A 25,036-nucleotide genomic window follows, 5' to 3' on the forward strand; every position below is an offset into this window, starting at 1 on the left:
GGGACGCTTCGGATGCTTACCGCGAAGGCGCGGACTACGAGTTCGCCGCCGCCATGGCCCGCAGCTTGGTCACCGCCTCGTTCACCATGTCCGGCACGGACTGATCGATGTCGAGCTTGTAGCCGCCCTCCTCCTGCGCGAGCGGCTCGAGGGTGTCCAGCTGGGACTGCAGCAGCGTGGCCGGCATGAAGTGCCCGCTGCGGCCCTCGATCCGCCGGGTCAGCACCGCCACGGACCCATCCAGGTGCAGGAACAACGCCGACGGCGCTTGCGAGCGGATCCGTTCCCGGTACTTGCGCTTGAGCGCGGAGCACGCGATCACCATGCCCTCGTGCTGTTCACCCCGCTCGTGCAGTGTGCGGCCCACGATCTCGAGCCAGGGCCAGCGGTCGTCGTCGTCGAGCGGCGTGCCCGAGGCCATTTTCTGGACGTTCTCGATGGGGTGCAGGCTGTCCCCGTCGACGAAGTCCACACCCAGCTCGTGGGCCACGAGCGTGCCGATCGTGGTCTTGCCCGACCCCGAGACGCCCATGACCACCACGAGCGGTGCGATGTCCGTGCTCACCCCGCTCACCGGTCGTGCACCGTGCCGTCGGTGAGGCGGTTGTAGGGCAGGTGCGCGGTGGTGTACTCGTACTTCTCCGCCTCATCCTCGTCGATCTCCACGCCCAGGCCCGGGGTGTCGGAGGGGTGCAGCAGACCGTTCTCGAACGTCCTGTACTGACGGAAGACCTGGTTGGTCTTCTCCGAGTGAGGCATGTACTCCTGCAGGCCGAAGTTGTGGATGGCCATGCCCACGTGCAGCTGCGCCGCGAACCCCACGGGGGAGACGTCCGTGGAGCCGTGAAAGCCGGACTTGACCTGGTACATCGCGGCGTAGTCCATGACCTTCTTCAGCGGGGAGATCCCGCCGAAGTGCGTGGACGCGCAGCGCACGTAGTCGATCAGCTGTTCGGAGATCAGGTCCTTGATGTCCCAGATCGTGTTGAAGACCTTGCCGATGGCGAGCGGCTGCGTGGTGTGCTGACGCACCAGCCGCAGGGCCTCCTGGTTCTCCGCCGGGGTGCAGTCCTCGAGCCAGAACAGGTCGTAGGGCTCGAGCGACTTGCCGAGCTTGGCTGCCTGGATGGGAGTCATGCGGTGGTGGCCGTCGTGCAACAGGGGCAGCTCCGGGCCGAACTCGTTGCGCACGGCCTCGAAGACGGACGGAATGTGGCGCAGGTACGCGCGGGTGTCCCAGTTCTCCTCCGCGGGCAGCGCGGCACGCTGTGCCGGCTGGTAGTCGGAGCGCTCGCCGGAGGCCTGCGGCTGGGCGGCCACGCCGTACAGCGCGGTGATCCCCGGGACCGAGGACTGCACGCGGATCGCGGTGTAGCCGTGCTCCTGCTCGGAGCGGATCGAGTCGAAGATCTCCTCGGTGTCCCGCCCGGAGGCGTGGCCGTACGTGGACAGCCCGCGGCGGGAGGCGCCACCGAGCAGCTGGTACACCGGCATGCCGGCCACCTTGCCCTTGATGTCCCACAGGGCCATGTCCACCGCGGCGATCGCGGCCATGGTCACGGGGCCGCGGCGCCAGTAGCCGGAGCGGTACAGGAACTGCCACGTGTCCTCGATGTTTGCCGGGTCGCGGTCGATCAGCAGGGGTGCCACGTGGTCGGACAGGTACGTGGCCACCGCCAGTTCGCGGCCGTTGAGGGTCGCGTCACCGATCCCGGTGACACCCTCGTCGGTCGTGAGCTTGAGCGTCACGAAGTTGCGTGAGGGACTGGTGACGATGACCTTGGCTTCGGTGATCTTCATGGTGTTTCCTCTCTGGAACGGTGGGCCCGCTCGATTATGGCGGATCAGCGTGTGGACGGGCCGGACCCGTCGCCGCGCTCGGACGGCACGGACGGGCCCTGGGTGGTCATGGGGTGGGAATCCCGGGCCGTGGGGCCGGGGCGGTCGGTGCGGGTCCCCGCGGGAGCCGGGACCTCACCGGGGCGTAGCTGCTCGTGGCCCATCTTGCGGGTGAACCAGACGGCGGAGTAGGTGGCACCCTCGGTGTGGATTCCGGTCTTGTACTCGCCGTACTCCACGGGTATCCAGAAGCACAGCAGGCTGGAGAGCAGCAGGGGCACGCAGTAGCACAGCAGGAACGGGCGGAACGTGTCCCAGCGGGTCATGGTCTTGTCCACCATGCGCCTTCGCGCGTCCACGAGCGGCAGGGCGCGCTCGGCGAGGGAGCGTTCCTCGTGGAGCAGTCCACGAGTCTGCATGAGCTGGGCATCAATCCGGTGACCGTTCTGCTGCGCAGCGCCATGTACGTCTCACCCATCGAGCTCGCGGTGTGGTGGATCGTGTTCTCCCTGGTCGTGGCGCCCAGGGAACATCGCTTCGGGTGGCGACGCGTGTTCGCCGGCTTCGTGATCGGGCACGTGGGTGCCACCGTGTCCACCGCGGCACTGCAGATGTGGGAGGCCCAGGCCTTCCCGAACCCCGACCTGATCCCGGAACGGATCGACGTGGGCGCGAGCTACGGGTTCTTCGCGTTCGCCGCGCTGGCCACCTATCACGGTTCCGTGCGCCGCAGGCTCCTGTGGGCCGCCGGGCTCGTGGCCGCGGCGGCCGGGGGAATGGTCCTGGACTTCGGATGGACGGCCATCGGGCACGCGATCGCCGTGCTGCTGGGTTTCGCGTGCTACCGACTCGTGAATCCCGACGCCGCCGTGCACCACGAGGCGCGCGTCCGGGCCCGGCGGTTGTACGGGATAGAGCACTGATCCGGCACGGGCCTCGGCCCGTGGGTTCGGATCGGCAGAGTTGGACCGCGCTACGGATTGCGACGGCGCAGCAAAGTTCGACGACGCCGTGGAGCCACTCGTCCCGGTTGCCCGCATGACGTGCGACACCTAGTATGCAGCTTGTATCTATGCAACCCGCGGACTGATCGCGGTGGGTTGCCGCTCGCCCCACACCCCGGGGCACGCGGCCGTGCCAGCGGGTACGGAACCGGCCGGAGCGACGTCGAACAGGGAGCACCATGGCGTACAACGCGGCCGAGCGCGCGTACGAGCACGTCAAGGCCAGGATCCTCACGGGTGAGTTGGACGGGCACATGTTGTCCGAGGGCGTCTTCGCCATGGAGCTGGGGGTCTCCCGGACTCCGGTCCGTGAGGCGTTCCTGCGGCTCCAGGTGGAGGGGCTCATGCGGCTCTACCCCAAGCGCGGTGCGCTCGTGGTGCCGGTGGGCCCGCACGAGTCCCGCGAGGTGCTCGCTGCGCGGCGGGTCGTGGAATGCGCGAGCGTGAAGGAGGCGATCGGGGATCCCGATCTGCCCGACACCCTCGCCGACCTCCTGGAACAGCAGCGAAAGGCTGCGGGCACGCCGCGATTCGGTGAGCTGGATGCCGCGTTCCACACCGCTCTCGTGGAGGCCGCGGGCAACAGTCTGTTGAGCGGTTTCTACCAGGGGCTGCGTGACCGGCAGATCCGATTGATCGCCACCGCGGTGCGCACGGTCCAGGAGCGCTCCGACGAGATCCTGGAGCAGCACGCGAACATCGTGGCGGGTGTCCGGGAGAAGGACGTGGAACGGGTGGAGGCCCTGTTGGCGGATCATTTGCAGCGCGTGTACGAAGGGATCGTGTCATGAGTGTGAAGCCCTGGATGAGGGTCAGTTCGGCGCTGTTGGCGGTGGCGTGGGGTGGCAACGAGTTCACCCCGTTGCTCGTCATGTACCGCACGGTGGAGGGTTATGAGCAGGTGGCCGTGGACATGCTCCTGGCCGCGTACGTCCTGGGGATCGTGCCGGCCCTGTTGGTCGGCGGGCCGTTGTCCGATCGGCACGGGCGGCGGGCACTGATGATCCCCGCGCCCATCCTGGCGATGGTGGGCAGCATCCTGTTGGCCCTGGGGGCCGGGAGTCTGGTGCTGCTCTTCGTGGGCCGGGTCTTCTCCGGGCTGGCCCTGGGACTGGGCATGGCCGTGGGGACCTCGTGGATCAAGGAGCTCTCCGACCGGCCGTACGAGGAGCACCCGGAGCGGGTCTCGGGCGCTCGCAGGGCGTCCCTGTCGCTCACGGCCGGTTTCGCCCTGGGTGCCGTGATCGCGGCGACGCTCGCCCAGTTCGCCCCGCTGCAGACCGTGTTGCCGTACGTGATCAACCTCTTGATCTGTCTGCCCGCGGTCCTGCTGGTCGCGGGCGCACCCGAGACCCGTCACGCGAGCGCACCGCACGGCTCCCTCCTGTCCGATCTGAAGATCCCGGCCACGCGTCAGCACCGGTTCTGGTTCGTGGTGGCGCCGTCCGCGCCCTGGGTGTTCGGATGCGCGGCGTCCTCGTACGCGATCCTCCCGGCGCTCATGGCGGACGTCGTGGGCCCGGACTACGGCATTGCGTTCTCGGGGCTCATGTGCCTGGTGGGCCTGGGCTGCGGGTTCTTCATCCAGCCCCTGGGCCGGCACCTGGACCGGGACGGTTCCATCCGTTCGCTCGCCGTGGGCATGGTCGCGGTGATCCTGGGCATGCTCACCGCGGTGGCCGCGTCCGCGACCCTGAACATCCTGATGGTCCTCGCGGCCTCCGCCGTCCTGGGCTGCGGATACGGCCTCGTGCTGGTCTCCGGCTTGCAGGAGGTCCAACGCATCGCCCGCCCGGACGACCTCGCGGGACTCACCGCAGTCTTCTACTCCCTGACCTACGTGGGCTTCTTCGTGCCCATGGTCCTCGCACTGATCGCCCGGTTCACGTCCTACCCGTGGCTGTTCGCCTCGGGCGCCCTGATCGCAGCCCTGTGCCTGGGTGTCATGGCCTACGGGCGTCGGCACGAGGTGCGCGACCTGGACGCGCTCGAGGCGGCGGCCGCGCGGTAGCCGGCGCAGCGGCGTCGTCGACCCGTGACGAATGCGCCCGTACGGCGGGTGATGCCGGGTCGTCGCGGGGCGGCCGTGCTCAGCCGAGGACCAGGGTCGCCGCGCCGCGCAACAGGACGACGACGCCGCCCGCGGCCGCGAGCGCCATGGCCAGTTTCTGCGCGGTCGCCTTGGTGAGGTGGCGAGACAGCCAGGTCCCCACCGCGATCCCGGCCAGGACCGCGAGCACGAGCGCGCCCACGGCCGCGAGCGCGGGGACGGGCAGGGCGAAGTGCACCCCGGCCGCGAGTTTGGAGACCACCGACAAGGCCCCCATGGACATGAACACGGGCTGCATCGTGGCCGCGAACCGGTGTTGGTCCCAGCGGGTCACGCGCGAGTAGATCACCATGGCGGGGGCCGCCACACCCGCGGTGGAGTTGAAGAATCCCCCGATCACCCCGGCCGGGACCATGGCCTTGCGGCGGGAGAGCTCGGGGGTCGCGGGGGAGAAGCGCGTGACGGCGAGGCCCGCGAGCACCACCGCACCCACGGCCACCTGCAACCACGCGCTCGGCACCCAGCGCACCACGAGCGCTCCTGCCACGATCCCGGGCACGGCGGACGCGACCAGCACCGCCGCGTGCCGCCATTCCACGAATCGGCGCACGGACAGGGTGATCAGGAAACCGGAGCACGTGGTGGCCGCGTTCGTCGCGAGGACTCCCGGGCCGGGACCCATGATCAGGGACAGCACCGGTGCCACCACGAGGCCCACCCCGGTGCCGGACACCCGTTGCAGGACGGTACCCACGAGCACGGCGAGCAGGGCGGCGATGAGGATCAACATGGGCGGCTTCCGGTGAGCGGGGTCGGTGGTTCGAGGGTAACCGCGTGTGCGCCGCCGGGTGGCACCGCGTGGGATCCGTAGCGCATGTCATGGGTGCTGCACCCGGGACATGGGTCGCGACCTGGGGATGACGGTAGGAGGATAGGGGTATGAACTTCCTCCGCGGCATCGTCCGGGCCCAAGGCCAGATCTTCCTGCAGGCCGGATGGGGCCCCGCGGTGTTCGCGCTCGCCGCCATGACGGTGGCGTCCGCGTGGTTCGCGCTCGCCGCGCTCGCGGGGGCTGCGGTCCAGGCAGGGTGTGCGCTGGCGCTCGCCGGGTGGGACGACGCGCGGGGCCTGCACCGTCTCCGGGAGGGCGGGACCCGGGCCCGGAGTGGCATCCCGGGACACGATCCCGAGAGCTCACGGGTCGGTGCGAAGGCCATGGCCCGGAGCCGAGCCGGGGTGATCCCCGCAGAGGTAGACCAGGGATTGCACGGGTTCAACGGTGCGCTGACGGGGTGTGCCGCGGTGCTCGCGTGCGGGCCCGGGATCCCCGCGGCGTTGTGGACCCTCGCGGGTTCGGCGGTCTGCGCGCTGATCGTGTGGGGCGCCCCCAAGCTCTCGTGGCCCGAATCCCTTCCGCTGCTCACGGGGCCGTTCTGCCTGGTCAACAGCATCGCGGTGGCCATAGCGGTCCCGTTCGAACGCACCCAGGGAGCCGTGGTGCCCCTGGGCTCCCCCGTGCACGACGTACTCGCCGGGGCCGTGCGGGGAGCGCACCAGGTGATCCTGGGCGGTTCCGTGCTGGGCGGGCTGTTGGTGCTCGCGGGGATGTTCGCCGCCGGCTGGCGGGCCGGTGTGTGGGCGGCGGCCGGGACCCTGGTGGGCACGCTCGCCGGGTTCGTGGGGATCGGGCAGGGCCCCGCCGCATCCGGGTTGCTGGGCTACGGCGCGTTGCTCGTGACCGTGGCGCTCGGTGTCGCGTTCCCCGCGCGGGGGTCTCGCATCCTGCGGATCGGGGTGCCCGTCCTGGCCGCCGCGTTCACCGTGCCGCTGTGGTGGGTCATCACGGCCGTGGGGGTCGCGCCGTACACGTGGCCCTTCGTGCTCGTCACGTGGACCGTTCTGGCGCTGCGCTCCCGTCAGTGGAGGGCGGGGGAGGCCCGCCACGACGAGCGGTGAACCAGGGCGAAGATCCCCCACACCGCGAGCAGCCCCGCGATCAACAACAGTCCCGCGTGGCCCAGGTCCACGGAGGCCAGGAAAGTGGTGAGCGGATCGTTCAGGTCGAACGCGGTGTTGAGCACCGCGCCCACCGTGATGAAGGCGATGAACAGGGCGGAGACCGCGGAGATGCCCGTGATCACCGCGTTGAACCCGAGTTTGCGCACGGGATCGCGCCACGTGGAGCCGTACATGCGCAGCACGGCCAGTCCGTTGAGGGAATCGCACAGGCACATGCCCGCGGCGAAGAAGAATGGCAGGGAGATCAGGGTCCACGTGGACACCCCTGCCACGGACGCGGACGCCGTGATGATCAACAGGGACACGGTGCTCGCGGTGTCGAAACCCAGACCGAAGAGGAAACCGAGCACGTAGATGTTGCGCGGGCTCTTGACCCGCTGCAGCGGCCGGTCCAGGACGCGGGCGATCAACCCCTGGGACCGCATGTCCTCCTCCGTGATCCGCTGCCCGTCCGCCACCGCGCGCCGCAGCCGCCACGACCGCACGCTCGCGGTGGCGTTGTACGTTCCTAGCACCAGCAGGAAGACCCCGGATACCGTGCCACCGATGATCCCCAGCGCGGTGTTCGCGGTGGTGCCCTCCTCGATGAACGAGGACACGAACGTGGCCCCGAGCACCACCAGGACTCCCGCAAGGATCACGACCGAGCTGTGCCCCAGGCTGAATGCGAGACCCACGCTCGCCGGTCGCTTGCCCTGGGAGATGAACCGGCGGGTCGAGTTGTCGATCGCGGCGATGTGGTCCCAGTCGTAACTGTGCTTCACCCCCGTGAGGTAGCACGTGACCACGAGTCCGATGGACAAGGGAACGGAACTCTCCAGGGCCCCGGCACCCAACATGCCCAGCGCGAGGACATGCAGCAGCACCACCGCGCCCAGGGTCGCGAGCACCCGGGAGCGCAGACTCCACTCACTCACTGCCGTGCGGGTCACCGCCGTACTTCCACCGGTGCGCGTCATCTCTACCTCCAACGGACGTCAGTACTTCCTCAGGTTCACGGGCCCCTGGCCGAAGAACCGTTCACGAACCACGGCCACCGCGGCCAGGATCAGCTCGTCGATCTCCTGCGTCGAGTTGCCCAGCACACGCAACGCGAACCCGGGCACGGCCAGGGCGGAGGCGCCGCCACGGAGGTGCCCCGCGCGCTCGGTGAGCAGCGCGCGGACGGCTGCCAGAGCGGCGTCGTTCACGCGGGAATCCAGGACCAGCAGCGAACCCACGTGGCTGAACCCCTCAAACGAGCCCACACCGCCAAACCCCGGCTCATCCCCGGAGGGTTCCAGACGGATGTTGTCGAGCGCCACGGGGCGCCCGGACATCCGCACCTCGGTGCGCAACCGGACACTGTCGTAGCGGAACGGCTCGCCCGTGGGGGACCAGCCGGGCGTGACGACCTCCGCGAGCACCAGGGTCGCGGACGGGTCCATGTCCACGAGCGTGTGCTGCCGGTAGCGCGAGTCCCGGTAGGCGATCAATTGGTCCGGCAGGTACTCGAGCCGCGCGCCCGAGCCCAGGCACACCGTCATCTCCTGGGTCGAAAGACCCACGGGGGTGCGATAGACCTTGGTCGCGGACTGGGTGGTCAGCAGCAGGTCCGCGCCGTCCCCGACCGTGACGGCCACGCGGTAACGGTCACCGTCCAGGTACGCGCCGCCGGGATTGACCACCGTGTAGGTCACCTGCCCACTCGCGTCCAGGTAGTGCGGGCGCAGCACGCGCAGCGCCCCGCGGTGGAACTGGTGGGTTGCCACGGAACGCCCCGGGCGCGCCGTGATTCCCAGTTCCAGTTCACCGCGCCACGTCTCTCGCGCAGTTCCGGGGGACGACGACGCCGCGGTCACCGTGTTCGCCGATGCCGCCACAGTCAGTGTGGTCGCAGCTGTCCCCGCGGTCGTCGACGCCGACTCGGACGCGTCGTCCCGCGTGACCGCTGGCACGGCGGAGGCGTGCGTGTCGGTCACCGGTGCGGCTGGGCTCACGCGAGGTCCTGCATGAGGACATCGTGGCGCAACCACTCGATCACGTGCTCGAGGCCCTCGTCCGTCTTCAGATTGGTGAAGCAGAACGCCTTGTCCCCGCGGAACTGGCGGGAATCGGTCTCCATGACCGTGAGGTCTGCCCCCACGTGCGGCGCCAGGTCCGTCTTGTTGATGATGAACAGATCGGACTTGATCATGCCCTGGCCGGCCTTGCGGGGGATCTTCTCGCCCTGGGCCACGTCGATGATGTAGATCGAGAAGTCCACGAGCTCGGGGCTGAACGTGGCGGAGAGGTTGTCCCCGCCGGATTCCACGAACACGACCTCGAGGTCCGGGTGCTCCTGCTCCAACCGGTCGATCGCCGCCTGGTTCATGGAGGTGTCCTCGCGGATCGCGGTGTGGGGGCACCCGCCGGTCTCGAGTCCCACGATCCTGTCCAGGGGTAGCACGCTGTTGCGGGAGAGGATCTTGGCGTCCTCGATCGTGTAGATGTCGTTGGTGATCGCCGCCATGGAGATGTCCTGGCTCAGCGCCCGGGTGAGGCGTTCGATCAACTGGGTCTTGCCCGCGCCCACCGGTCCGCCGATCCCGATCTTCACTGCCGTCATGTGGTTTATTCCTCCGTACGTTCGGTGGCGCGGTTCAGCTCATGAACATGCGCGCACGTTGGGTTTCGTGATGCATCTGGGCGATCTCCAACCCCGGGGAGACCACGCCCAGATCGGACATGTCCAGCGTGGAGATGCGCTCCCATGCGGCCGCGACCCGGGGGCGCAGTGCTCCCAGGGTGCGCTGGCCCGCGTTCTGCCCGATGGGGATCCCGCGCACCGCGTTCTGGGTCAGCGAGGTGAGGGTGGAGAACAGGAACGCCTGCGTGACCGCTGCCGGGGGCACACCGTGGTCCACCCCGATCAGCGCGAACACGATCGCCTGGTGGCTGTGGCACGTCCCCTCCGCCACGAGGCGGGCGTAGCGTTCCAGTCCCGGGCCGGGTAGGGACAGCGTGCCGATCTCGAGCAGCCGGCGTCCCATGGTCAGCCCGGCTTGTCGCACCTGGGCCGGTAGGGCCTGGGCGAACATGAGGGCGTCGAGTTGGACGAGGCCGGCGTCGATGTCGGAGTCGGGTGCCGTGCCCGCCGAGGCTCCGTTCGCCGTCGTCCCCGCGAACAACTCCGCGGTGAGCCGCACGGCCAGACCGTCCGCGTAGACGAGCTGGTGGTCGAGGAAACGTTCGAGCCAGTCCTGGAAGCTCGCTTGGTCCGACACGGTGCCGCGTTCCAGGTAGGTCTCCATGCCGAACGTGTGCGCGAACGCCCCCGTGGGCAGCGCGGAATCGCAGATCTGCAGCAGCGGCAACAGGGAACCCGCCCAGTCCTGCGCGTCCCCGGCCACTAGTGCGTGTGCTCCGCGTGGCGGAACGGGACCGGCATCACGCGTTCCTGCCGCTCGTACGGCACGCCGTGCTCGTCCAGGTACTGGGTCACCGTGTGGTCGAACTGCACCACCATGACCTCTGCGCCGTATTCGGAGGACGCGTCGAAGAACTGGGCCTGCAGGTGCCGGTTGCCCAGCCCGTGCGCCGTCACGCCCATCTCGGTGATGGTGCGCGGGGCGATCAAGAGCACGTCCGTGGCCTCGACGGACACGACGACGACGCCGCGCTCGTCCCGGAGCAGGATGTCCCCGTCCTGGAGGTCGCCGGCTGCGCCGCGCGGACTGTCCAGGCGCAACCCCAGGGTGCGGCCGTGATCCGTGGTCACGCGCTGGATCCGCTTCACGAGTTCGGAACTGGGCAGCACCACCTTCTCCACGTGCAGCCCCTGCCGTTCGGAGGGGGACAGATCGGCCAGGTTGCCCAGGACGCGGTCGACGATCACGAGATCCTCCTTGTCGGGAACGTGTCGGGAATGGTTGTTCGGGGTGCCGGTGCCGGGGCGGCAACAACGGGCCCGTAACGACTGGTTGGCGGCGCCGGGTGCCCGCCGAGCACCGTCGTCAGCGGATTGCCGGCGGCCGCGTGGGCTCAGAACAGGAAGTACCGCTGGGCCATGGGGAGCACGTCCACGGGCTCGCACGTGACCTTCTCGCCGTCCACGCGCACCTCGTAGGTTTCGGGGTCCACGTCCAGCTCGGGGGTCTCGCCGTTGAACGCGAGGTCGGACTTGCGCAGGGACCGGATGCCGTGGACCGCCTTGACGGTCTTCCGCAGACCGAGCTGCTCCGGGACGCCCGCGTCCACGGCCGCCTGGGACATGAACGTGATGGAGGAGGAGTGCACCGCGGAACCCAACCCGCCGAACGAACCGCGCATGGTCATGGGCTGGGGCGTGGGGATGGACCCGTTGGAATCACCCATGAGGGAGGAGACCACCTGCCCGCCCTTGAACACCATGAACGGTTTGACGCCGAAAAACGCAGGTTCCCACAGCACCAGGTCCGCGAACTTCCCGGCCTCCACACTGCCCACGTAGTCACCCACACCGTGGGCGAGCGCGGGGTTGATCGTGTACTTGGAGATGTAGCGCTTGAGCCGGAAGTTGTCGCCGCGCTCGGTGTCCCCGTCCAGCTTGCCGCGCTGCTTCTTCATCTTGTCCGCGACCTGCCACGTCCGCAGGATCACTTCCCCCACGCGGCCCATGGCCTGGGAGTCAGAGCTCGTGATGGAAAAGATGCCCATGTCCTGCAGCACGTCCTCCGCAGCGATCGTCTCCGGGCGGATGCGGGAATCCGCGAACGCTACGTCCTCGGGGATGTCCGGGTTGAGGTGATGGCACACCATGAGCATGTCCAGGTGCTCCTCCTCCGTGTTGCGTGTGAACGGCAACGTGGGGTTCGTGGAGGCGGGCAGCACGTTGGGGAACGCGGCGATCTTGATGATGTCCGGGGCGTGGCCGCCGCCGGCACCCTCGGTGTGGTACGTGTGGATGACCCGCCCGTCGATGGCCTTGATCGTGTCCTCCACGAACCCGGCCTCGTTGAGGGTGTCCGTGTGGATGGCCACCTGCACGTCGTAATGGTCGGCCACCTTCAAGGAGTTGTCGATCGCCGCGGGCGTGGCGCCCCAGTCCTCGTGCACCTTGAGCCCAATGGCCCCGGCTTTGATCTGCTCGGCCAGCGGTTCCACCGCACTCGCGTGCCCCTTGCCCAGCAGGCCCACGTTCATGGGAAAGTTCTCGACGGCGCGCAGCATGTTCGCGAGGTTCCAGGACCCGGGCGTGATGGTCGTGGCCTTCGTGCCCTCCGCGGGTCCGGTACCACCACCGATCATGGTGGTGATCCCCGAGTTCAGGGCGGTGGCGAACTGGTCGGGGCTAATGAAGTGGATGTGGGTGTCCAGGCCCCCGGCGGTGAGGATGCGGCCCTCACCGGCCACGGCCTCGGTCGCGGGACCGATCACCACGTCCACGCCGTCCATGATGTTGGGGTTGCCGGCCTTGCCGATGGCCAGGATCCGTCCGTCCCGCAGCCCCACGTCCGCCTTGTAGATGCCCGTGTGGTCCAGGACGATCACGTTGGTGATCACGGTGTCCGCCACGGCCAGGTCACCCGGGGCGCCGTCGCGGACGGTGTTGCCGTCCTGACCCATCCCGTCGCGGATGACCTTGCCGCCGCCGAACACGGTCTCGTCACCGTGGCTCGTGAGGTCCTTCTCCACCTCCAGGAACAGGTCCGTGTCCGCGAGCCGGACGGCGTCCCCCGTGGTGGGGCCGTACAGACCGGCGTACTGCTGCCGGGACATCTCGAAGCTCATGAGCGTTCCTCACTGTCCAGGGGGCCGTTGACGGCGTTGCGGAATCCGAACACGGCACGGTCACCGGCCATCGCCACCAGGCGGACGGTCTTCTTGTCCCCCGGTTCGAAGCGCACGGCCGTGCCGGCGGGGATGTCGAGGTGGAAGCCGCGGGCGGCGTCGCGATCGAAGCGCAGCGCCGGGTTGGCCTCCGCGAAATGGAAGTGGGAGCCCACCTGCACCGGGCGGTCGCCGGTGTTGGTGACGTCCAGCTCCACGGTGTCGCGGCCCTCGTTGCACACCACGGGGGTGTCCGCCAGGACGTATTCGCCAGGGATCATGGGAGTCTCCTGCCTATCGGATGGGGGTGTGGACGGTGACGAGCTTGGTGCCGTCCGGGAAGGTGGCCTCCACCTGGACGTCCGAGATCATCTCGGGCACACCCTCCATGACGTCATCCCGGCCGAGGATGGTGGTCCCCCAACTCATGAGGTCCGCCACCGTGCGGCCGTCCCGGGCGCCCTCGATCAGTTCGTAGCTGATGATCGCCACGGCCTCCGGGTAATTGAGCTTCAGGCCCCGGGCCTGGCGTCTGCGTGCGAGGTCCGCGGCGACGACGATCTGCAGTTTCTCCTGCTCGCGAGGGATCAAGTGCATTGCGGCTCCAAGGATGGTCAGAAGGACGTCCGGCAGGGAAAGAAGACTACCTAACAATCGGCATGCTACGCCTGACGTGTGAAAACACACCCCGTAGTGCTCCGTCGTGTTCTTAGGAGGTGCCCGGGAGCCGTCCGGGCCTGCGCTCGGAGGTGCCCGAGTGGCACAGGTCGTCGGGCCCGGTCGACGACGCCGCGCAGTGCCCGACGCCGCGTTGGGTGCGCTCCGCGGGTACGACGACGCCCGGGCTTCGTGTGCGGAACCCGGGCGGCGTCGTCGTGCAGTGGTCGTGGCGCGTTCGCTACGCGCGGGCACCACGAAGGATGGAGCCTACAGCTTCCACTCCCAGGCCTGGTCCACGAAACCGGGCGCATAGACCAGGGTTTCCGTTTTCGCGGGCACGTCCAACACGATCTTGCCGGTCGCACGCTCGGCGGGCCCCATCTCCGGGATCCGCTCTGCATCGGGCAAGTACATGTAGGACGCGGCTGATGCCACCGAGTTCGCCGTGGTCCCGGCCGGAGTGATGAATTTCCATTCGTGCGGATTGAACATGTAATCAGTGCCGTAGAAGGCCTCTTGGAACTGTTCCCTCGGTCCGGTCTCAGCGGACACATCGAGGGTCACGAAGTGCCCGTTCTCGGGTTTCTGTGCGTAACCCGGCGGGGGCGGGTCACCGACTGTGGTCGGCGGGATCCGTGTGGTCGGAGGATAGGGAGCGGAGGTGGCGTAGATCCTCGGGGTGTATGTCCTTCTGTGCTTCGAGCCCGTCGAGCAGCAGTTGCATCTGTCGCTGGAGGGCCGGAACCAGATCGGGGTGCCCCTGGTCCCGCAGGTGGGTGATCAGCATCCGCAGCCCCCGCAACATGGTGGCGGCCACGTCCGGCTGGTCGAGGCACGTCTGCCGGAGCTGATCGAAGGCGTGGGCGATGTATTCCTCATGGGAGAGGTTCCAGGGCTGGACGAGCACCCGGCGGGATCCGTCCTGCAACGCCGGGGGCGGAAGTGGAGTGATGAGCAACGTCCGCATCAGACTCCCCAGCCGCAGGATGACCTCCACGGCGGTCGTGGGGTCATTCACGGCCGGACTCAGGGCACGCAGCCCGATGTCCACGAGCTGCCGGATGGAGAAGTCGACGTCCTGGAGCGTGGTGCGCATGTCGGACACGCCGATCGACTCGGCGAGACCCTTCCTGCTGGCGGCCGAGGGGCGGGGCCACACCGTCAACAGGGGTTCACCGGCGTGGATGTAAGCACCCACGCGGGTGTCCATGCGCACGGTGGTGTCGGGGGAGGCGGCCGCGAGGAGCTGGCGGATGTCCACCTGGCTGATCCATCCGCTGCGCGTGGCGGGAATGACCGCGGCGTCATCGGGGGCATCGTGGAAGTCCCGGGGGTCGACCTCACACATCCCGGAGGGCACTTCGTCAAGTGCGGCGGCCACCTTCTCTCCCTCGTCCGCGATGACCCGGGCCACGTTGCCCACCTAGAGCCCGTGGGCCAGGTGATCCAGGTGCACGATGATGCCGATCACGGTGATCAGCGTCAGCACCACGGCGAGCGTCAGCGACACCTTCGGCGCAGGGTCCGTGGTCTCCCCGCTGACACTGGGCAGCGCCAGCACGCAGTAGAAGAAGGTGGCCACGAGCAGGCCGATCACGCGCTGACTCAGCCGGTCCCGGATGAAGGACCGCATGACCCGTGGGGAGAACTGGCTGCTGGCCAACTGCAGGCTGACCACGGTCAGGGAGAACACCACGCCCACGGTGGTGATCATCGCCCCGGCCACGGTGGCCAGCAACCACGTGGCCGCGTTGCTGCTCATCTCCAGCGTGAACGGCACGTGGGTGTCGTACCCCAGGGCGTGATCGACGGACGTCGCGATGATTGCCAACACGATCCCGCCCAGCATGATGATGGCGGGATAGAGGAACAGGCTCTCCTCGAATCGGTACCGCAGCGCCGCGAGGCGCAGCCGCCACGAGACGCCTCCACGTCCAGCCACTGTCTGTCCTCCGAGCATTGTTCGCCGACGAGCCTGCCGATCGTCAGCCTACCCAGACCGTTCACGGAGGCGGGCACGCGGAGCGTGGGCAAGGGGGCGGCACCTCGATAGCCTGGCCTCATGACGGAACAGAACAAGTGGCTTGCCCAGGTGGCTCGGAACCCCGGGCATTCCCAGTGGTACATCGAACGGTTCCGCACCATGGCCGCGCGCGGGGAGGACATCGTGGGGGAGGCCCGGCTCATCGACGCCATGGTTCCCCGCGGCGCTCGCATCCTGGATGCCGGGTGCGGAGCGGGGCGGCTGTCCGGGTACCTACACGCGGCCGGGCATCGGGTGGTCGGGGTGGACGTGGATCCCGAGTTGATCGACGCCGCCCGGCAGGACTACCCGGGCCCTGAGTATCGCGTGGCCGATCTCGCCGTACTGGCCGACATGGACCTCGGGGACGCCTTCGACGCCATCGTGTGCGCGGGCAACGTGGTCACGTTCCTAGCGGAAAACACCCGGCGGGACGTGCTGCGCGGCTTCCGCAGTCACCTGGGTCAGGACGGCCGCGCGGTGGTCGGTTTCGGCGCGGGGCGCGGCTACTCCGCCGAGGAGTTCTTCGCCGACGCCGCTGCGGAGGGTCTCACACCGCAACTCACCCTGGCGGGGTGGGACGTACGCCCCCGGTCCCCGGACAGCGAGTTCCTCGTGACCGTGTTGGGCGCCGCGGACGGGTGAGTGGAAGCGGCTGTGCTGAGGCGCCGATAGAAGTTACCGATTCATCCCCGACAACGCCTGCAAGTGCGTCGGGCGGACCGCAGTGGCGTGGGGCTAGTAGTCGTCGTGCTTGCCGAGCCAGGATTTGATGTAGGGGCACACCGGGACGATGGTCTTCCCGTCGGCGATGGTGCCGTCCAAGGCCCCCCGCGCGAGCTTGGAGGCGAGACCCTGACCGCTGTAAGCGTCGTCGACGGTGGTGTGGTAGAAGATCCGCTGTGGCTCGTCGGCGCCGTCGAACGGCAGGTAGTGCGCCTCGCCGATGACCGCGTCACCGTCGAGGAGTTCGTAGCGGTGCCCATCGGCGTTGTGGCGGACGGTGATGTCGGATTCGGTTTCCACGGGACTCTCCTGGGTGGGATCGGGCGGGGCGGGATCGGGCGGGCTCAGCCGCGGGGTCGCAAAGTGACGGTGGGCAAAGTCGGGGCCGGCAGTGGCGCGGGCTGACCGTCGGGAAAGGGGCCGAAGCGCGGGTACGGGGTCCCGTCCGAGTAAGTTCCGGACTCTGGGGTGGGGGCCGGTTCGGGGTCGATCTCGGCCTGCCACTGCTCACGGTAGGCCACGACCTCCTCGTGGGTGCGGCCCACGAAATTCCACCACATCACGATCTGCTCCCCCAGGGGCTCCCCGCCCAGGAGCATGGCCCGCACGGGCTTCTCACCGGCGGTTAGGACCACGCTGTCCCGCCCCGTGGGGAGGTAGGCCAGGTGGTCCTCCGGGATCGGCGCCGAGTTCACGCTCAGGTCCCCGGTGTCCACCAGGACCCCGTGCTCGAAGGACGGGTCCAGGTCCAGGTCCAGTTCCGTTCCCGGCTCCATGAGGATCTCGGCGGCCACCAGCGGGGGTGTGTAGGTGTTCACCGGGGACGTGGATCCGGCCAGCTCACCGATGAATATCCGCAGCTCGGCGCCGTGGTTCTTCACGGGCTCTGGCGTGTAGTGCTCGAAGGTCGGTGCCATGTGACGGGTGTCGTCCGGCAGGGCGTACCACAGCTGCACGCCGTGCAGGGTGGTGGTGTCCGGGGTGGAGAACTCCTGGTGGGAGATCCCGCGCCCGGCGATCATGAGGTTGACCTCCCCGGGGCGCACGTCCGCGCTGTACCCGGCGGAGTCCAGGTGGGAGATGCCGCCGGTGAACAGCCAGCTCACCGTGGCCAGGCCGGTGTGCGGGTGGCGCGCCACGGACATGCCCCCGGTGTCCGCCACGGGATCGGGGCCGTAGTGGTCCAGGAAACACCACGCGCCGATGAGACTGCGATGGCGCTGGGGGAGGGTGCGGCGCACGGTCATCGCCCGCGGGCCACCCAGGGGCACGTCCCGCGGGGTCAGCAGGGCCGCCCCGGCACCGATCGCCTCGGTGCACAGGACCTCTTGCGGGTTGCGTTCCAGGTTGGTCATCGCGCACCTCCGGTGCTCGTGGTCGCACCGGCCGGCGCGGACGCAGTCTTACGGGGACGGACGGGGTGTCCGGACAGGATGGAGATCCGGTTGAAGGCGTTGATCGCGATCGCGGTCCACTGCAGGGCGGAGTACTGCTCGTCGTTCAGTGCTTCCCGGGCCGCGGCCTGCTCGGCGTGCCGCGTGTTCTCGTCGGGCAGCAGGGTGACCGTTTCGGCGATGATCAGGGCGGCCCGTTCCACGGCATTGAAAAGAACGGTGTCACGCCATGCGGGGAGCACGGCGAGTTGCTGCGCGGTCACCCCGGCAGCCTCGGCCTTGCGGACGTGCAGGTCCAGGCAGAACGCGCACCCGTTGAGCTGGGACACTCGCACGTTGACCAGCTCCACGACCGAGGCGGGGGTGCCCGCATCCTTTGCAGCGGCACCGACCTTGCGGGAGAAGGCGTTGACCGCCCGCCAGCTGGAGGGGTCGGACTTGTCCAGGAAGAAACGGTCCTGCTCGGTCATGGCGGCTCCTCGTGGTTTCGTGCGCCGACTGTATTCGCCGGGGTCGACGACGCTGCTGTCGCGGCCCCCGGCGCGGGTCCGGGATGCGACGGGGCGGTCCGGGTGGAGATGAACTTGTTTGAACGGAAATATCTTCCTCGCAAGGCTAACTTGCGGTCGGGGTCCGTTCAAGGGGGCGGGGCAGGGTGCAAGGCTGGAAATGGCTGCGCAAGAAGATTCTTGGACAAATGTTTCCGTGGCGAGGTAAAATCATCCCTCAGCTCAACGAGTTCGAAGGGCTCGAAGGGCTCGAAAGGGGAGATCATGACCGCGCACGCCGACACCGCTGCCCAGGCGGTGGACCCCGTGACCCTGTGGGGCCAGGTGATCGAGGGGTTCCAGAGCACCAACAAGAACCTGCACCGAGAGGTGGCCGCGGCCCATGCGTTGAACGCCGCGGAGGCCGAGGCGTTGCTGCGGCTGACGTGCACCCCGCACCAGCGCATGCCCATGGCCGAATTGGCCCGTCAGGTGGCCTTCAGCACCGGCGGTTTCACCAAGGTCGCGGACCGGCTCACCAAGCGCGGCCTGGTCCGGCGTGCCCCGTGTCCCGAGGACCGGCGCGTCGTCTACCTCGAGCTCACCGCCGAAGGCCGCACCACGGCAGGGAAGGTTCGTGATCTCGTGGCCGAGACGATGACGGCCACGTTCGTGGACGTCCTGGGCCCCGAACGCGCCGTCGTGGTCGCACAGGCGATGGCCGATCTGCACCGCAGCGGAATCGACCGCGCGTAGCGGTCTCGGCGACCGAGGCGCGAACCACCTCGGACAGGGGCCGATGCCGCTCGTGGTTCGCGCCGGCCGCGGCACCCTTTACGCTTGTCCTTAATCGAGATGGCTGAGCACATGGATTGAGGGAGCCTGATGGCCGCTGGACTGGCTGCGCTGCTGGATGACATCGCGGCACTCGCCAAGCTGACCGCCGCGAGTGTGGACGACGTCGCCGGGGCGGCGGGGCGTGCGAGCGCCAAGGCCGCGGGCGTCGTCGTCGACGACACCGCGGTGGCCCCGCGATTCGTGCAGGGTGTTAACCCCAAGCGGGAACTACCGATCATCAAGAAGATCACGATCGGCTCCCTGCGCAACAAGCTGCTGATCATCCTGCCGGTGGCCCTGATCCTGAGCCAGTTCGCGCCGTGGTTGCTCACGCCGCTGCTGATGCTGGGCGGCACGTACCTGTGCTTCGAGGGCGCGGAAAAGGTGATCGAGCACCTGTCCCACCAGGAGCACACCCCCAACGAACCCGCCGCGGACCGCGGTCCGGAGGCGGAGAAGAAGATCACCTCCGGGGCGATCCGCACGGACCTGATCCTCAGCGCGGAGATCATGGTGATCGCGCTCAACGAGGTCTCCCACGAGCCGTTCCTGACCCGCACGCTCATCCTGATCGTGGTGGCGATCTTCATCACGGTGCTCGTCTACGGCGTCGTGGCCCTGATCGTGAAGATGGACGACATCGGCCTGGCCCTGGCCCAGAAGGACTCCGAGGGCGCCCAGAAGTTCGGCCGGGGCCTGGTCAAGGCCATGCCCACGGTGCTGTCCGTGATCTCGATCGTGGGTGTCTTCGCCATGCTGTGGGTGGGCGGGCACATCATCCTGGTGGGCATGGCCGACCTCGGGTTCACCCCCGTGTACGACTGGGTCCACCACCTGGGCGAGTCAGTGCACCACGTGGCCGGGGTGGGCCCCGCGCTCGCGTGGCTCGTGGAGACGTTCTGCGCCCTGGTGCTGGGCATCGTGTGGGGTTCCATCATCGTGGGCATCGTCCACGTGCTGCCCTTCGGCAAGAAGCACGGCGACGACGACGTTCACTCCTCCGATGCCGCCGGCCGTGAGTCCTCGGATGCCGACGACGCCGTGTCTACCCACCGGGGGAACGTCGCCGCGGTGCGCGGAGCGCCGTCGTCCGGGGTCTCAGCGACCGGGGCGTCGTCATCGGCAGATCCTCACGTGGAAGGCGGCTCGACCGCGGTCAGCGAGCCGCCCCGGGGCTGACCTCCCGCAACCCCGCCGAAGCGCACAGCTCCACGAGGCCTTCCATGCCGAAGGCCTGCAGCGGGCCCACCACCCCGCGCGCCCGTGAACGGTCCTTGAGCACGTGCTCCGCCCCGGCCGCCAAGAGGTGACCCGTGAGCGTGTAGACGTTGGGACCCGCCACATGGACCTCGGACACGGTCTCGCCCCGGGAGTCGGTGACCATTGCTATGGCCAGGGAGGACGACTTCGCCCGCTCACTCGCGCTCGGCCCGCCCTCGGACCCGGTCAGGGCGGTGATGCCCTTGCCGAGCGCCTTGCGGGCCAGGGACGAGGAACCGGCCACGGCCATCACGGGCAGCGTAGCCTTCATGACTGGCCCCGGCGCGGAGAACCACCCGTTGAACACCTCGATGTTCGCAACCTCCGGGAACGCCTCCGGCAGGAACACGATCTCGCTCCCGGGGACCATCACCGCACTGCGCTTCGCCCCGTCTACCGTGAACGTGTGTTGCCGCGGTATCCGCCCCGGCTTCTGCCACCGGTGATCACGCCACACCAGGAACGGTTTGCTCAGCTCCTCGAGCATGGTGGTCATGGTCCCGCCGCTCAACCCGGTAGGGCCCGCCCCGGGGGCGAAGTAGCCCACCCGCAGGGTCTCGGCGCGGTCCCCGGCGCGTTCCAGAGCCAGGGATCCCGCGAGGATCCCGGGCACGTAGTCATAACCGAATGCGGGCAGCATGGTGCCGCGGGGCGCATCACCCGGTGCAGCGGCGTCGTCGGGCGCGGCGGCAGGATAGCGCTCCTGGAGCCGACGCACGAAGCCCACCTCACCCGTCGAGTCCAGGTAGTGGGCACCCTGGGCCGCGGCGGCGTCCGCGGCCACGTCCCCGAGTCGCTCGAAGGGACCCACGGTGGTGACCAGGACGTCCCCCTCGGAGACCAGCGCGCGGACGGAATCGGGCTCGGCCAGGTCCGCGGTCCGCACGTCCAGGCCGCCCAGCGTGCAGGCCATCTGGTTCAGGGGCCATTCGCGGCGCCCGGCGAGGACGGGGCGCACTCCCCGTTCCACGAGGGACTCGACCACCAGGCGGCCGGTGTATCCGGTGGCTCCGAAAACCACCACGTGAGCGTTCATGGGTGTCCTCCTGCGCTGGGACGGACCGCAACGGGTGCCGTGCGGGCTGGTTCATCACGTTACGGGATCGGGCCGGAGTGCGCGACGACTACGCGGGCTCCCCGCGCACCACGTCCACGTGCACGTGGTCCAGGTGGCGCAGGATCTCGTTCGCGGGCGGCGGCGCGTTGTAGGGGTGCCAGCGCCCGGCGGGGGAGCGCGAACCCCAGACCATGTCGTCGAAGATCACGTACTGGACGTCCAGGTCCTCGGCGTGGGCCACGAGCCAGTGCGCGAGCTGCCACCCCTGCCGGCGGTTCTCCTCCGTCACGGGGCGGAAGAACACATCGACGGCGCGCCCGTCGTAGTGCGTGGAATTCTCGCCATGTCCGTGGCCCACACCGCCCGGGGCGTAACCGCCGAGGCTCAGGGGGCCGAAGACCTCGATCATCGCGTCCCGGACCGCTTCGGCCCGGGGCGTCAGCCCGGAGGGGGTGATCTCCTGCGCCTCGAGTCCCCCGCTGCTGTGCCCGCGGCAGCGCAGGCTGGGCCCGGCGTCGTCGGGCGGGCCGTGCATGAGACGCTCCATGACAGTCGGCTCCACGCCGGGTACTGCGGAGGCGTCCGCACCGCGCACGACGGCGGTGGTCGCGGCCTTGGCCTCCTCACGGGTCAGAGGGACGTCCCCGTCCTGCGTGGTCACCGTGCATTCCGCCCTGCCCAGTGCGGGAGGGGCACTCGACACGATCGAACGCAGCGGTCCCGAACCGGCCCACACGGCACCCACCACGAGGGCCAGCACTACGAGCAGACCCAACGTCCAGCCGGCGGCGCGTCCCGGAGCGCGGCTCATGAGGGGGACGGGGACGTGGTGTGCGGGTGCATGACGGGTCCTTGTCGGGGTGCGGTCGTGTGTCACCATGATGCCGGGTCAACCTTGCCGCGCCCCGCGTACCGGCCCGCTCCCGTGCCCCCGGAGGTCATGATGAACGAACGCCCCGCGTCCCCGTGGCGGATCGAGGACGTGGACGTCCCCGGCTACCTCGCGGCATTGGACGTCGACGCCGCGCAGCTCGCCGCCGCCCCGCGGGACCTGAGCCTGCTCGAACGGCTGCACTGCGCCCATGTTTTCACGTTCCCGTTCAGCAACGTGGAGGTGCTGCTCGGACGGCATCCCGGGGTGGAATTGGCGACCGTGCAGGACCAACTCGTCCGACGCCGCCGCGGCGGGTACTGCTTCGAGCACTCGCAGTTGTTCGCGGCCGTTCTGGAAACGCTGGGCTTCACCGTGCGCCGCGCCCTGGGCCGCGTGCGTTCGTTCGACAGCCCCCGCACCCACATGACCGTGCTCGTGAACCTCGCCGGCACACGCTACCTGTGCGATCCCGGCTTCGGTTTCAGCATCACGGGTCCCATCCCGTTGGACGACGGCGCTCGCCGCGTGGAGGGGGACCGCACCTTCTCGATCGGGCGGGTCACGGACGAGGGCTGGCCCGTGTGGTCGTTCGAGCGGGACGGGGCCATGGAACACGTGCTGGACGAGTCCACCATCCACCCCGCGGACGTGCGGATGGGCCACCTGCAGACCTCAACCGGTGCGGAGTCCATATTCCGCCATCACCTCATGGTCATGAAGCACACCCCACGGGGCCACGTGACCGTGACCGAACACGGCACCACCGTGCGCACCCCTGGGCGGCCGACCCGGCAGCGGGAACTGGCGGCCCCGGAGATCGTGACCGAGGTCCGGGATCTGGGCGTGCGGATCACCGAGGAGGAAGACGCGCAGCTCACCGACGCCGTGACCCGGATGAGGGGCTGATCGGGGCGGGATCGGCGGCCGCAGGCGGCCAGTCGTGGGGGGGGGCGACGACTGCGAGCGGCCGGGACACCAAAAATTAACGCGGCACGGGCTTCGCGTTCGCAAAATTCCATCACGCCGATGGCATGATCTTCACCTGGCTGAGCATTTCCCCCGATGCTCTGCCAGTGCTGCGCCCGGAATGAGCTGACCGAGCGGGCCACAACTGAATACCCCCCCATGTAGAAAGCAGCCCCCATGCGTTTCTTCCGTTCCTCCGTGGTGCCCGCGGCGGCCCTCGCCGTGGTCACGGCGCTGTCCCCGTTGGCGCTCTCCCCGTCACTCCTGGCCCCGGCGAACGCCGCTCCCGCAGTGGCCGCTCCCGCGGTTCCCGCGGTCCGGACCGCGCCGCGGGTTCCCGAGGCGCCCGTGCACGCGGCTCAGGCCCCCGCCCTTCCCGCGACCGCCCATCACAAACCCTTCAAGGCCGCGGGCAAGAACTCGAGCTACCACATCTACACGAACGGCATCGACCGTTCGAAGGCCGTGGGTGTGCTGTTCTACCTGGGCGGCGACTACGACAACCCCGGCGAGACCTGGGTGCACAGCCCCCAAGGGACCGCGCTCACAGCACTGGCCGCTCAGGCCCGCAAGAAGAACATGATCCTGGTGGTCCCCATCTCCCCGGACCACAAGCTCAAGCCCAACGGCATCACGTGGTGGGAGGACGCGGACGGCAACGGCGACTACTTTCGCGCGCTCAAGGACAGCCTCGTGAAGACCTACGACCTGGACACCTCCCGCGTGTGGCTCGCCGGCTACTCGGGTGGCGCGGAGTTCATCACGTACGAGCTGCTGGCCGATCGGCAGAACTGGATCCGTGGCGGCGGTGCGACAATCATCGGCGGCGGCGGTGCCAGCGGCATGCAGACCGCGCCGAGTGCCGCGGTGCGCTCCCTCCCGATCACGTGGCACGCGGGGACCAAGGACGTGGCCGGCAGCACCAACCCGCCCACGTGGTCCGCGTCCGCCGCCGCAGCCCAGGGCATGAAGCGGTTCCGGGCGGACGGGTTCACCCGCACCTCCCTCAAGACCCTGCAGGGCTACAACCACGACGACTACGACATCGTGGGCCTGATCGCCCAGGGCTTGGCCACGCTGCCGCCCGCACCGACGACGACGGGCCAGACCGCCACACTGGGCACCCCTCAGACGTCCTGGCTGCGCGGGGCCATCCGGACCGACTACGTCGCCACGGGCGGGATGGGGACATATGGGCAACCGACGTCGGCGGAGAAGCCCACGGGCCGCGCGGGCGGGGTCTACCAGGGCTTCACGAAGAACTACACGTATTACTGGAGCCCCGCGACCGGCGCCCACCCCGTGAAGTGGGGGACCGGCATCGGTAACGCCTACAAGGCTGCCGGTCTGGAGCGCGGGTGGGGCTATCCCGTAATGGCGGAGCGCAAGATCCCCGGCGGCGCCTACCAGGACTTCCGCAACGGCAACGCCCGCTACCGCGCCATGTACTCCCCGGCCACGGGCACCCGCGTGATCAAGCTCAGCGGCGGGATCGGTACGGCCTGGCAGAAGGCCGGGCACGAACACGCGTGGGGGTACCCCGCGACCGACGAGTACGCCGTCTCCGGCGGTATGGCCCAGCGCTTTTCCCGCGGTGTGGTGGCCACGTGGCACCGCTCCACCGGCAAGGTCACGGTGAGTCGGGGGTAGCGGTACCCGACCGGTGCCCCGGACGCACGGCAACCACCGTGCGTCCGGGGCGTGCCACCCGGGGTGTTGCGCCCATGGTCCGGACGAGGGCGTGACGCCCCGGCCCCCGCGCAGAGACACGACCGGTGCCTGCAGTTTCTCAGCCAGCGCGCGGATCTGATCCGCAGCGTGCCGGGCCTGCCCGTGCGCTGGGTCGACGACGTCGTGGCCGCGGTGGCCCGGCGGGTCGTGCGCCCCGGGGAAGCCGTCGCGGAGTCCGCGCTCAACGAACGGCTGCGGATGTTCGTGCTCGACGCCGCGTTCTTCCACCGGCACGCCGTGGACACGGGAGTGCTCAGGCGCGCCCCGGACGGGACCCGGTACGAACTGACCGAGGATTGAGCGGGGGCCGCGGCGCGAGGGGCCGGCCGCACCATCGAT

At 69.1% G+C, this 25,036-nt stretch carries 28 protein-coding genes and 1 pseudogene; 10 read left to right on the forward strand and 19 right to left on the reverse strand.

Annotated elements, in window-relative coordinates:
* Nucleotides 1–34 precede the first annotated feature (34 nt).
* Genes RF646_RS09175 through RF646_RS09185 form a run of 3 tightly spaced genes read right to left on the reverse strand, consistent with a single transcriptional unit; the run spans nucleotide 35 to nucleotide 2,258 of the window.
* Nucleotides 35–565 (reverse strand): gluconokinase, encoded by a 531-nt coding sequence (locus RF646_RS09175; RefSeq protein WP_239321268.1) that lies wholly within the window; start codon nucleotides 563–565, stop codon nucleotides 35–37.
* A 5-nt stretch (nucleotides 566–570) separates the two neighbouring features.
* A complete protein-coding gene (gene manD, locus RF646_RS09180) occupies nucleotides 571–1,800 on the reverse strand; it encodes a D-mannonate dehydratase ManD (RefSeq protein WP_368835788.1) in 1,230 nt (409 codons plus the stop codon).
* A 44-nt stretch (nucleotides 1,801–1,844) separates the two neighbouring features.
* Nucleotides 1,845–2,258 carry a hypothetical protein gene (locus tag RF646_RS09185; protein ID WP_368835789.1) on the reverse strand — a complete coding sequence of 138 codons (414 nt, stop codon included), beginning with the start codon at nucleotides 2,256–2,258 and terminating at the stop codon, nucleotides 1,845–1,847.
* Between RF646_RS09185 and RF646_RS09190 the strand changes: the two genes are divergently transcribed.
* The 3 genes from RF646_RS09190 to RF646_RS09200 all read left to right on the forward strand — a co-directional run bounded on the left by RF646_RS09190 (nucleotide 2,235) and on the right by RF646_RS09200 (nucleotide 4,854).
* On the forward strand, nucleotides 2,235–2,762 hold the full coding sequence (locus RF646_RS09190; protein ID WP_368835790.1) for a rhomboid-like protein: 528 nt from the start codon (nucleotides 2,235–2,237) through the stop codon (nucleotides 2,760–2,762). The two genes, RF646_RS09185 and RF646_RS09190, sit on opposite strands and share 24 nt — an antisense overlap.
* A 260-nt stretch (nucleotides 2,763–3,022) precedes the next feature.
* Nucleotides 3,023–3,634 (forward strand): GntR family transcriptional regulator, encoded by a 612-nt coding sequence (locus tag RF646_RS09195; protein ID WP_368835791.1) that lies wholly within the window; start codon nucleotides 3,023–3,025, stop codon nucleotides 3,632–3,634.
* A complete protein-coding gene (locus RF646_RS09200) occupies nucleotides 3,631–4,854 on the forward strand; it encodes an MFS transporter (RefSeq protein WP_144931627.1) in 1,224 nt (407 codons plus the stop codon). Before RF646_RS09195 ends, RF646_RS09200 begins: the two co-directional genes overlap by 4 nt.
* 79 nt (nucleotides 4,855–4,933) lie before the next feature.
* Here the strand turns inward: RF646_RS09200 and RF646_RS09205 are convergent, their stop codons facing one another.
* On the reverse strand, nucleotides 4,934–5,683 hold the full coding sequence (locus RF646_RS09205; protein ID WP_368835792.1) for a TSUP family transporter: 750 nt from the start codon (nucleotides 5,681–5,683) through the stop codon (nucleotides 4,934–4,936).
* 149 nt (nucleotides 5,684–5,832) lie between these two features.
* On the opposite strand from RF646_RS09205, the gene RF646_RS09210 reads away from it, so the two are divergent.
* A complete protein-coding gene (locus RF646_RS09210; RefSeq protein WP_368835793.1) occupies nucleotides 5,833–6,849 on the forward strand; it encodes an urea transporter in 1,017 nt (338 codons plus the stop codon).
* Here the strand turns inward: RF646_RS09210 and RF646_RS09215 are convergent.
* The 10 genes and pseudogenes from RF646_RS09215 to RF646_RS09260 all read right to left on the reverse strand — a co-directional run bounded on the left by RF646_RS09215 (nucleotide 6,810) and on the right by RF646_RS09260 (nucleotide 15,301).
* Nucleotides 6,810–7,829 carry a nickel transporter gene (locus tag RF646_RS09215; RefSeq protein WP_240918984.1) on the reverse strand — a complete coding sequence of 340 codons (1,020 nt, stop codon included), beginning with the start codon at nucleotides 7,827–7,829 and terminating at the stop codon, nucleotides 6,810–6,812. The two genes, RF646_RS09210 and RF646_RS09215, sit on opposite strands and share 40 nt — an antisense overlap.
* A 60-nt stretch (nucleotides 7,830–7,889) precedes the next feature.
* On the reverse strand, nucleotides 7,890–8,891 hold the full coding sequence (locus tag RF646_RS09220) for an urease accessory protein UreD (protein WP_368835794.1): 1,002 nt from the start codon (nucleotides 8,889–8,891) through the stop codon (nucleotides 7,890–7,892).
* Nucleotides 8,888–9,499, reverse strand: coding sequence for an urease accessory protein UreG (gene ureG / locus RF646_RS09225; protein WP_085106540.1), 612 nt, complete (start codon nucleotides 9,497–9,499; stop codon nucleotides 8,888–8,890). Before ureG ends, RF646_RS09220 begins: the two co-directional genes overlap by 4 nt.
* A gap of 34 nt (nucleotides 9,500–9,533) precedes the next feature.
* Entirely contained in the window at nucleotides 9,534–10,283 is a 750-nt protein-coding gene (locus tag RF646_RS09230) for an urease accessory protein UreF (protein WP_368835795.1), read from the reverse strand.
* Nucleotides 10,283–10,768, reverse strand: coding sequence for an urease accessory protein UreE (gene ureE / locus RF646_RS09235; protein ID WP_368835796.1), 486 nt, complete (start codon nucleotides 10,766–10,768; stop codon nucleotides 10,283–10,285). Before ureE ends, RF646_RS09230 begins: the two co-directional genes overlap by 1 nt.
* Nucleotides 10,769–10,914: 146 nt before the next feature.
* A complete protein-coding gene (ureC, locus tag RF646_RS09240; RefSeq protein WP_144931617.1) occupies nucleotides 10,915–12,642 on the reverse strand; it encodes an urease subunit alpha in 1,728 nt (575 codons plus the stop codon).
* On the reverse strand, nucleotides 12,639–12,962 hold the full coding sequence (locus tag RF646_RS09245) for an urease subunit beta (RefSeq protein WP_085106537.1): 324 nt from the start codon (nucleotides 12,960–12,962) through the stop codon (nucleotides 12,639–12,641). Before RF646_RS09245 ends, ureC begins: the two co-directional genes overlap by 4 nt.
* Nucleotides 12,963–12,975: 13 nt before the next feature.
* Entirely contained in the window at nucleotides 12,976–13,278 is a 303-nt protein-coding gene (locus tag RF646_RS09250) for an urease subunit gamma (protein ID WP_035964916.1), read from the reverse strand.
* A gap of 330 nt (nucleotides 13,279–13,608) precedes the next feature.
* Nucleotides 13,609–13,905 carry a hypothetical protein gene (locus RF646_RS09255; RefSeq protein WP_368835797.1) on the reverse strand — a complete coding sequence of 99 codons (297 nt, stop codon included), beginning with the start codon at nucleotides 13,903–13,905 and terminating at the stop codon, nucleotides 13,609–13,611.
* Nucleotides 13,906–13,951: 46 nt separating this feature from the next.
* Nucleotides 13,952–15,301, reverse strand: a pseudogene (locus RF646_RS09260) (DUF2254 domain-containing protein).
* 102 nt (nucleotides 15,302–15,403) lie between these two features.
* Between RF646_RS09260 and RF646_RS09265 the strand changes: the two are divergent.
* Complete coding sequence (locus RF646_RS09265) at nucleotides 15,404–16,009, forward strand: class I SAM-dependent methyltransferase (RefSeq protein ID WP_368835798.1); 606 nt, start codon at nucleotides 15,404–15,406, stop codon at nucleotides 16,007–16,009.
* A 93-nt stretch (nucleotides 16,010–16,102) separates the two neighbouring features.
* Here the strand turns inward: RF646_RS09265 and RF646_RS09270 are convergent, their stop codons facing one another.
* Genes RF646_RS09270 through RF646_RS09280 form a run of 3 tightly spaced genes read right to left on the reverse strand, consistent with a single transcriptional unit; the run spans nucleotide 16,103 to nucleotide 17,954 of the window.
* The gene (locus RF646_RS09270) at nucleotides 16,103–16,390 is read right to left on the reverse strand and encodes a GNAT family N-acetyltransferase (RefSeq protein ID WP_368835799.1); all 288 of its coding nucleotides are present in this window, start codon (nucleotides 16,388–16,390) and stop codon (nucleotides 16,103–16,105) included.
* Nucleotides 16,391–16,434: 44 nt separating this feature from the next.
* Nucleotides 16,435–17,445 carry a pirin family protein gene (locus tag RF646_RS09275; RefSeq protein ID WP_368835800.1) on the reverse strand — a complete coding sequence of 337 codons (1,011 nt, stop codon included), beginning with the start codon at nucleotides 17,443–17,445 and terminating at the stop codon, nucleotides 16,435–16,437.
* On the reverse strand, nucleotides 17,442–17,954 hold the full coding sequence (locus RF646_RS09280; RefSeq protein ID WP_368835801.1) for a carboxymuconolactone decarboxylase family protein: 513 nt from the start codon (nucleotides 17,952–17,954) through the stop codon (nucleotides 17,442–17,444). Before RF646_RS09280 ends, RF646_RS09275 begins: the two co-directional genes overlap by 4 nt.
* Before the next feature lie 303 nt (nucleotides 17,955–18,257).
* On the opposite strand from RF646_RS09280, the gene RF646_RS09285 reads away from it, so the two are divergent.
* Complete coding sequence (locus RF646_RS09285) at nucleotides 18,258–18,728, forward strand: MarR family winged helix-turn-helix transcriptional regulator (protein WP_368835802.1); 471 nt, start codon at nucleotides 18,258–18,260, stop codon at nucleotides 18,726–18,728.
* Nucleotides 18,729–18,857: 129 nt separating this feature from the next.
* Complete coding sequence (locus tag RF646_RS09290) at nucleotides 18,858–19,988, forward strand: DUF808 domain-containing protein (RefSeq protein WP_368835803.1); 1,131 nt, start codon at nucleotides 18,858–18,860, stop codon at nucleotides 19,986–19,988.
* Here RF646_RS09290 and RF646_RS09295 read toward each other — a convergent pair.
* Nucleotides 19,966–21,105 (reverse strand): trans-acting enoyl reductase family protein, encoded by a 1,140-nt coding sequence (locus tag RF646_RS09295; protein ID WP_368835804.1) that lies wholly within the window; start codon nucleotides 21,103–21,105, stop codon nucleotides 19,966–19,968. The genes RF646_RS09290 and RF646_RS09295 overlap by 23 nt on opposite strands.
* 88 nt (nucleotides 21,106–21,193) lie before the next feature.
* Complete coding sequence (locus RF646_RS09300; protein WP_368835805.1) at nucleotides 21,194–21,937, reverse strand: hypothetical protein; 744 nt, start codon at nucleotides 21,935–21,937, stop codon at nucleotides 21,194–21,196.
* A gap of 129 nt (nucleotides 21,938–22,066) precedes the next feature.
* Here RF646_RS09300 and RF646_RS09305 point away from each other — a divergent pair, with 129 nt between their 5' ends.
* From RF646_RS09305 to RF646_RS09315, 3 genes are all read left to right on the forward strand, one after another.
* Nucleotides 22,067–22,906 (forward strand): arylamine N-acetyltransferase, encoded by an 840-nt coding sequence (locus RF646_RS09305; RefSeq protein WP_368835806.1) that lies wholly within the window; start codon nucleotides 22,067–22,069, stop codon nucleotides 22,904–22,906.
* 237 nt (nucleotides 22,907–23,143) lie between these two features.
* The gene (locus RF646_RS09310) at nucleotides 23,144–24,616 is read left to right on the forward strand and encodes a hypothetical protein (RefSeq protein ID WP_368835807.1); all 1,473 of its coding nucleotides are present in this window, start codon (nucleotides 23,144–23,146) and stop codon (nucleotides 24,614–24,616) included.
* Between the two features lie 168 nt (nucleotides 24,617–24,784).
* Nucleotides 24,785–24,997 carry a DUF2087 domain-containing protein gene (locus RF646_RS09315; protein ID WP_368835808.1) on the forward strand — a complete coding sequence of 71 codons (213 nt, stop codon included), beginning with the start codon at nucleotides 24,785–24,787 and terminating at the stop codon, nucleotides 24,995–24,997.
* Nucleotides 24,998–25,036 lie beyond the last annotated feature (39 nt).

The organism is Kocuria sp. CPCC 205261, from assembly GCF_040981025.1.
Classification (GTDB): domain Bacteria; phylum Actinomycetota; class Actinomycetes; order Actinomycetales; family Micrococcaceae; genus Kocuria; species Kocuria marina.